We start from the raw sequence: 827 nt of genomic DNA, 5'->3' as shown, positions 1-827 counted from the left end.
TCCTCTGCTGTAAAATGTTCCAGAGAATTTTCTTTTACCTGAATGCAGATATAAGTAATTCCAGAAATATCGGATGCAAAAAACTGACGCTTTGCAGTAGGTGCGATTTTTAGCCAGTCTCCAGTTGAAAGGCTGATTTCTTCTCCATCAATTATGGCTTTGCCGTTACCTGAAAGAATTCCATAGATTTCTTCATTTTCTTTATGAGAATGAACAAATGGGACATTTGCTCCTGCAGGTAGTTCGTTTAAACTGATTTCTGCACCTGTTAAAGACAACTTTTCATGCAGTTCAATTCGGTTTTCCTTTCCAATAGTTGTTTTTGTGTAATTTGTCATAATAATACCTCCATAGTTGATTTGTAGTTTCTGGTTGCTTGGTATTAGTATAGTGTGAGACACATACAAAAACAAGTACGCACCTTTTTGTAACTGTACACTCAAAAATGAATGTGTTACAATAGACTCGGAGGTGAGAATTATGCGAGCAAAAGAAGAATTACCGGAATGCCCAGTTGCAACAGCGGTATCTCTCATCGGAGGAAAATGGAAACTGCTGATTTTGCGTAACTTGAAAGAGCGTCCATGGAGATTCAATGAGCTACAACGAAGTATAGATGGTATCTCACAAAAGGTTTTGACAGATAGTTTAAGACAAATGATGAGTGATGGACTGGCATATCGCCACGATTACCATGAACAGCCACCGAGAGTTGAATACGGATTAACGGAACTCGGAACAAAAATGCTTCCAATTGTTAATTCACTTGCTGACTTTGGTAACTACTATAAATCACTTATTGAACAGAATTAAGTACGTTAGTATTT

2 protein-coding genes are annotated in these 827 nt (G+C 37.4%); one reads left to right on the top strand and one right to left on the bottom strand.

Annotated features, from left to right (window positions below; genetic code table 11):
• A partial coding sequence (locus HED67_RS14725; RefSeq protein WP_221718763.1) for a cupin domain-containing protein occupies window positions 1–338 on the bottom strand: 338 nt, incomplete at its 3' end.
• 142 nt (window positions 339–480) lie between these two features.
• On the opposite strand from HED67_RS14725, the gene HED67_RS14720 reads away from it, so the two are divergent.
• Window positions 481–813, top strand: coding sequence for a winged helix-turn-helix transcriptional regulator (locus HED67_RS14720; RefSeq protein ID WP_072522465.1), 333 nt, complete (start codon window positions 481–483; stop codon window positions 811–813).
• Window positions 814–827 lie beyond the last annotated feature (14 nt).

Source organism: Pseudocoprococcus catus (assembly GCF_019734885.1).
In the GTDB taxonomy this organism is placed as follows: domain Bacteria; phylum Bacillota; class Clostridia; order Lachnospirales; family Lachnospiraceae; genus Coprococcus_A; species Coprococcus_A catus.
Note: the sequence above shows the minus strand (reverse complement) of the source record. Positions and strands in the feature narration are given on the sequence as shown.